The sequence below is a fragment of the Sodalis-like endosymbiont of Proechinophthirus fluctus genome (assembly GCF_001602625.1).
Lineage (GTDB): Bacteria > Pseudomonadota > Gammaproteobacteria > Enterobacterales > Enterobacteriaceae.
Window position 1 is genome coordinate 19,918 of the sequence record NZ_LECR01000046.1, and the last position, 6,415, is coordinate 26,332.

General features: G+C 50.0%; 4 protein-coding genes. 2 read left to right on the forward strand and 2 right to left on the reverse strand.

Annotated elements, in window-relative coordinates; all coding sequences use genetic code 11:
* The coding region (locus BG74_RS16960) for an S-adenosylmethionine synthetase N-terminal domain-containing protein (RefSeq protein ID WP_305809575.1) at nt 1-459 on the reverse strand (459 nt) is incomplete at its 3' end.
* Between the two features lie 903 nt (nt 460-1,362).
* Here BG74_RS16960 and speA point away from each other — a divergent pair.
* Nucleotides 1,363-3,279, forward strand: coding sequence for a biosynthetic arginine decarboxylase (speA, locus tag BG74_RS05300; protein WP_244267322.1), 1,917 nt, complete (start codon nt 1,363-1,365; stop codon nt 3,277-3,279).
* A gap of 17 nt (nt 3,280-3,296) precedes the next feature.
* Nucleotides 3,297-4,220, forward strand: a complete 924-nt coding sequence (gene speB / locus BG74_RS05305) for an agmatinase (RefSeq protein ID WP_066597153.1) — start codon at nt 3,297-3,299, stop codon at nt 4,218-4,220.
* A gap of 917 nt (nt 4,221-5,137) precedes the next feature.
* Here speB and BG74_RS13270 read toward each other — a convergent pair.
* The gene (locus BG74_RS13270; RefSeq protein WP_187202671.1) at nt 5,138-5,353 is read right to left on the reverse strand and encodes a hypothetical protein; all 216 of its coding nucleotides are present in this window, start codon (nt 5,351-5,353) and stop codon (nt 5,138-5,140) included.
* Nucleotides 5,354-6,415 lie beyond the last annotated feature (1,062 nt).

Genomic DNA, 6,415 nt, shown 5'->3' on the forward strand with positions numbered 1-6,415 from the left:
ACGAACCTGAGACTGTCGCGCCACCAAACGGTGCGCGTAGGTGAGCGGCGCCGGCATCAGCACATCAGTTTCATTGGTTGCGTAACCAAACATCAACCCTTGGTCGCCCGCTCCCTGTTCCGACGGATCGGTGCGATTTACACCCTGATTAATATCCGAGGACTGCTTACCAATGGCGCTCAGCACGGCACAAGAATTGGCGTCAAACCCCATATCCGAATGAATGTAACCGATCTCGCGGATAGTGCTGCGCGTTAATTCTTCAATATCCACCCAGGCGCTAGTGGTGATCTCGCCGCCCACCAGGACCATGCCAGTTTTAACATAGGTTTCGCAGGCGACGCGTGCCTTGGGATCCTGCGCCAGAATGGCGTCCAGTATGGCGTCGGAAATCTGGTCCGCGATTTTATCAGGATGCCCCTCTGAGACAGATTCAGATGTAAATAGATGTTTAAACATTGGTTTTTACCTTTGGATACGGGTTGGAAATGACTGCATAGCGCTGGGGACGGGGCACCCGTAATACGCGATTTCTAGATGATGACGGTAGCATCATACTGCCTCCCCTGGAAACTGTCATTCAGCAGTAAAACAGTTAATCAGTATAGATGGATTAACTTCTAGATGGCTATTCTATGATAGGGCTTAGGTTGAATGCCAGTAATTTTTAGCTGAAATATATCAGCTAGTTCCAATTTTCAAAAGAGGATAAAAAGCGTCAATAAAGTGACATTGGACAATTTCATTTTGCTTTTTTTCCTTTTGAGCGGTATAAAATTTCGTGAGTTTATATCAGGTAACGTAAAAGTTAATCGAACAACGGGTGCTAAAAATTTTACACTTATCCCCGGTGCCAAGGTTGAGAATCTAATTTTTTATTAGGAGAAGACAGGGTTCATGACACACAAGATGTCTCTCGTTTCTACATACCATTTCCGACGCACGGCGCGTCAAGCTACCTTTTTTCCCCACGACGCCTCGCTCATCCTTTCTTGTCGAAGTCGACGCTCGACCGAAGCGGCTCAGGACACCCGGGCTATCTAGCCTAGGGGTTCTGATTTCTGGTTATACGGCTTTTCATGCAATCATAATTGATGATGTTCCGCCATCCTGTAGCACGGAGTTCACCAAGGTATTTTACAATTACTATCTGGATAGACCGGACGCCGCCAGCGTCCGGCAGCGTTTCTTGCCTCGTTCTTTGCGCTCTGGCGGTCCAGGTGCTGTTTGTAGTAGCCGGCGTGAACGCTTAATCGACGATAGTCGGCAATATAGCGCCGCGCCTGGGAGACCGCCGCCATGAGTGATTCACGACTGGACTAGGAATCCCGCCGCGCGGCTCGACAAGACACTTTGCGCTCAATGCAGGAGGTGGTAGCCATGAACGACAGCGACGCCAGTAAAATGCTGAGAACCTACAATGTCACGTACTGGGGTAATAACTACTACGACGTCAATGAGTTGGGTCATATCAGCGTTTGCCCAAATCCTGACTTTCCCGAGGTGTGCGTCGATCTGGCAGAACTGGTAAAACAGCGCCAGACTGAAGGCCAGCGTTTGCCGGCGCTATTCTGCTTCCCGCAAATATTGCAGCACCGTTTACGCTCCATTAACGCCGCTTTTCAGAGGGCGAAAGATTCCTTTGGCTACCAGGGTGGATATTTCCTGGTTTACCCGATTAAAGTCAACCAGCACCGCCGCGTTATCGAATCTCTGGTCAACTCCGGCGAGCCGCTGGGCCTGGAGGCCGGTTCCAAAGCGGAATTGATGGCTGTACTCGCCCATGCCGGCATGACCCGCACGGTGATCATCTGTAACGGCTACAAAGATAGGGAATATATTCGCCTTGCGCTCATCGGCGAAAAGATCGGTCATAAAGTCTACTTGGTGATTGAAAATCTTTCCGAAATCACGCTGGTACTGGAGGAGGCGGAACGGTTGAGTGTGGTACCGCGCCTCGGCGTGCGCGCCCGCCTAGCCTCGCAGGGTTCCGGCAAATGGCAATCGAGCGGCGGCGAGAAATCAAAATTTGGCTTGGCGGCAGTGCAAGTGTTGCAATTGGTTGATTTACTGCGTGTGAAAGGTCGATTGGAGAGCCTGCAGTTACTGCACTTCCACTTAGGTTCTCAATTGTCGAATATTCGCGATATCACTTCCGGCGTACGTGAGTCGGCGCGTTTTTATGTCGAATTGCATAAGTTAGGGGTCCATATTGAGTTTTTCGACGTCGGCGGAGGTTTGGGGGTCGATTATGAAGGCACTCGTTCGCAATCCGATGGCTCGGCCAATTATGGCCTGAACGAATATGCCAACAATATCATCTGGGGTATCGGAGATGCCTGTAATGAATACGGCCTGCCGCACCCAACGGTCATTACCGAGTCCGGCCGGGCAGTGACAGCGCACCACACGGTACTGGTATCCAATGTCATCGGCGTAGAGCGTAATGAATTCAGCAAGCCGCATCCGCCGGAGAAGGACGCCCCGCGTGCGTTGGAAAGCCTGTGGCAGACCTGGCAGGAAATGCATGAGCCGCGCAACCGTCGCTCGTTACGCGAATGGCTGCACGACAGCCAAATGGATTTGCATGATGTCCATACGCAATATACTCACGGTATTCTGAATCTGACGCAGCGCGCTTGGGCCGAGCAACTGTATCTCAGTATCTGCCGCATAATTCAAACGCAGCTCGATCCAAGTAATCGTGCCCACCGGCCGATAATCGATGAATTACAAGAGCGTATGGCAGATAAGCTGTACGTCAACTTTTCACTGTTCCAGTCGATGCCGGACGCCTGGGGGATAGACCAGCTGTTCCCGGTTCTGCCTCTGGCGGGGCTGGATAAGCTGCCAGAGGGACGCGCGGTGCTGCTTGATATTACCTGCGACTCTGATGGCACCGTTGATCACTACATTGACGGCGACGGCATCGCCACCACCATGCCGATGCCACCTTATGATGCTAATAATCCGCCGGCCCTCGGCTTTTTTATGGTAGGCGCCTATCAGGAAATCCTCGGCAACATGCATAACTTGTTCGGCGATACCGCTACGGTAGATGTGTATGTGTTCAAGGACGGCAGCCTAGAGATGAATGAGTCTGACGAAGGTGATACCGTTGCCGATATGCTGCGCTATGTGCAGCTCGATCCCGATGTGCTGCTGACCCGTTTTCGTGACCAGGTGAAGGACACTGATCTGGATGCCGGGCTACAAAGCGAATTCCTGGAGGAATTCGAGGCGGGTCTGTACGGTTATACTTACCTGGAAGATGAATAACGTTATAAGGAATGATGATGAATACCCTGGGTCATAATTACGATAATTCGCTGGTGTCGAACAATTTCGGTTTCCTGCGCCTACCGCTGGAATTCAATCCATATCACGCGGACGCAGACTGGGTGATCACCGGTATTACCTTTGATATGGCGACCTCGGGGCGTGCCGGCAGCCGGCACGGGCCCGCTGCTATTCGCCAGGTTTCCACTAACTTGGCTTGGGAAGGTTGCCGCTGGCCGTGGGATTTCGACGTGCGTAAGCGCCTGAAAATAGTAGATTGCGGCGACCTGGTGTATGAATTCGGCGACGCGCAAGATTTTTGCGACAAACTGCAGAACCACGCTGAGCGGCTCCTGGAGGCCAGGAAGCGAATGCTGTCTTTTGGTGGCGATCATTTTGTCACTCTGCCATTATTGCGCGCCCACGCCAAACACTTTGGCAAAATGGCGCTGGTGCATTTCGATGCTCATACCGATACCTACGCCAACGGCAGTAAATTTGATCACGGCACCATGTTTTATCATGCACCGAACGAAGGGTTAATCGATCTCGCCCATTCGGTGCAGATAGGCATCCGTACCGAGTACGAGAGCGATAACGGTTTCTCCGTGCTCGACGCGGAGCAGGTTAATGACCGTAGCGTTGACGATATTTTGGCGCAAGTGAACCAGATTACGGGCGACCTGCCGGTCTATCTCACTTTTGATATCGATTGTCTGGATCCTTCTGCGGCCCCCGGTACTGGTACTCCGGTCATCGGCGGCCTGACCAGTGATCGGGCACTGAAGCTAGTGCGCGGATTGCATCCGCTGAATATCGTCGGTATGGACATCGTCGAGGTTGCACCGGCCTATGACCAGGCGCAGATCACCGCGCTAGCTGCCGCCACGCTAGCGCTGGAAATGCTTTATATCCAGGGTGTTAAGCGGGGTGACGACTGACGGGGAAGGCGATGTGCTGGATGACTCCTTGGATAATTCCAGCACGCTCTGGGGTACCAGACGCGGGACGTGCGTGACGTCCGATTCTGCACCCACCGTGGCAAACAACTTGGTCTGTCTGCTTTCGTCCGTACCGCGGTCGGCCTCGCCTTTTACCAGCGGGTAAGGTCTAGCTCAATAACAGCAGGCACGAAAGGCTGTCGCCATAATTCAGTTTATTGATGAGCGCATCAAGCTAGGGCCGGAAATGGGCGGAGTGTATCATCACGGTGGCAAAGGCTAACGGAACCGCTTTTCCGATACGGTGTGGCTACGGATTGACTGTACCGACAGCATGGTTTTCAGTTAGAAAAATTGATAAAATAATCATATAAATTACCCATACTATGGGTAAGATCCTTATAAGCAGAATGTCGTGTGATGGAATTGATACAAGAAAGAATTCTTAAGGACGTGCAGCGGGGCCAGGCAACTGTCATGAAGTAGTTTTCTCCATTCGTTATTCAATATTTGCCAATTCTCAGGCATATTAGCTTGCAACGTTTCATCTTGAAAACCTAAAAATTGCACGGTATCGCTAACCGAGGCGAGTAAGTATTGACGCGATCGTCCCATAGTAGTAAAAACGCAGAATCACCAAAAGAAAAGAGAATTTGAAGCGGTGTTGGCTCGATGTGGTGATATCTTTTCTTTATTTGAAAAATCTGGCTTTTGGTCAACGCATTGGCGAGTTATGTAAACAGACTTTCCACTTGCGGGTAGTTCTATTCCACCTAATAATTCAGCGATTGTAAGAAGATTATAATAAGAATATTATAACCTGTACTAGGGCATACAGGTTATCCTAAATAAAGTGGCTGTGTGCCATAATCAAATGACGGCAGAATAACTAAATAATCTGTTTCTTCTGGGTAACGTCATTCTTCTCGCCGAGCGCTGCCGATAGACTCGGTAATTTTAATGCGTTTTACGCTGGTTTTTTCTTGATATTTTAATGCATTGGGATGAAACAACACTAGGCGTATCACTTCCTGACACGATAAATTTAATGAATGCTGGCGATGACTGTGGATAGACATTTCAATGCTCGGATAGGTTTTGCACTTTCGACTCAATACACTCAGACCCAGCATTAGTTAGATGATTCGCAGTTTTTTCTGATTGAGAAAATGACAATTGCTATCCGCTTTCAGCGCGATATAGGTGTTAGCGGTGAGTATTCTATTCTGAGATATGAGGAATCAGATATTCTTCAGTAATATTTTTATTTCGATTTGATGAGAAGTCTTATATAGGTTTTTATCTATATGAACCCGACTACATGAACCTACCTACCCGCGGCAACAGTGGGAGAGGCATTGCTTGCCTCGTCGGCATTTGAAGCTTTTATAAAAAACAGGCATGATCCCCCCCTCGAAGCAGTTTCATGCATCAAACTCTGGCATTTAAGGAAAGTAGGGGCACGTTATCAGCTGAGGCCGCCAGCCTGGCTGGCAATCGCGATAAGATCGCGGCAAAAGTATGCCGTTTTAAGACCGCCGGCAGACGCCTCATCCGACAGCTTTTTGGCTGGGTATTCAGACTTGCCGGCCGGCACCCTAGTACCCTCGTTTCTCGGTCGTGATGGCTATAACGTCTCGCTGCGCGGATAACAGGCCGTCTGCCCGTAGCGGAAATCGTCGGAATTGTCATGGCCATGGCGCGATAATTTTGGCTCATAAAGTAGATCTGCATCACAAAATTAGCAAGATTATTCCTGCCAAGAGCAAATTTGATTATTCTAGACGAAGCGATTCAGCCAGCAGTGTAACGAATCGCAGAGGGCATGACCCCGGCAAGTGATGTTGCGTGCGGCCTCACCCCCGAGCGGATAGCAAAAGCAGGCACAGGAATTATCTCGTGATATAGTTGATAACAGAGAATTATTATTCGTGCTGGTATACTTTTTGCGTGGCTCCCCAGCCGAGGCAAGTGGGTGCGAAACGGCATTTCATCACCCGATGTGTAAAAGATTAAGGCCGTCCCATGAGACGTTGGATGGATGAGGCTTCGAGCGACTGCTGGTCCGGTGTGAAGAAGCCTTTCCCCGCGGCTCAGGCGATTTAGCAAGCATCAAACAAACAAGAGGGTTCACCATGGATTTAATTAAGATGACAGATTTGGATCTGTCTGGTAAGCGTATTTTTATCTGTTCC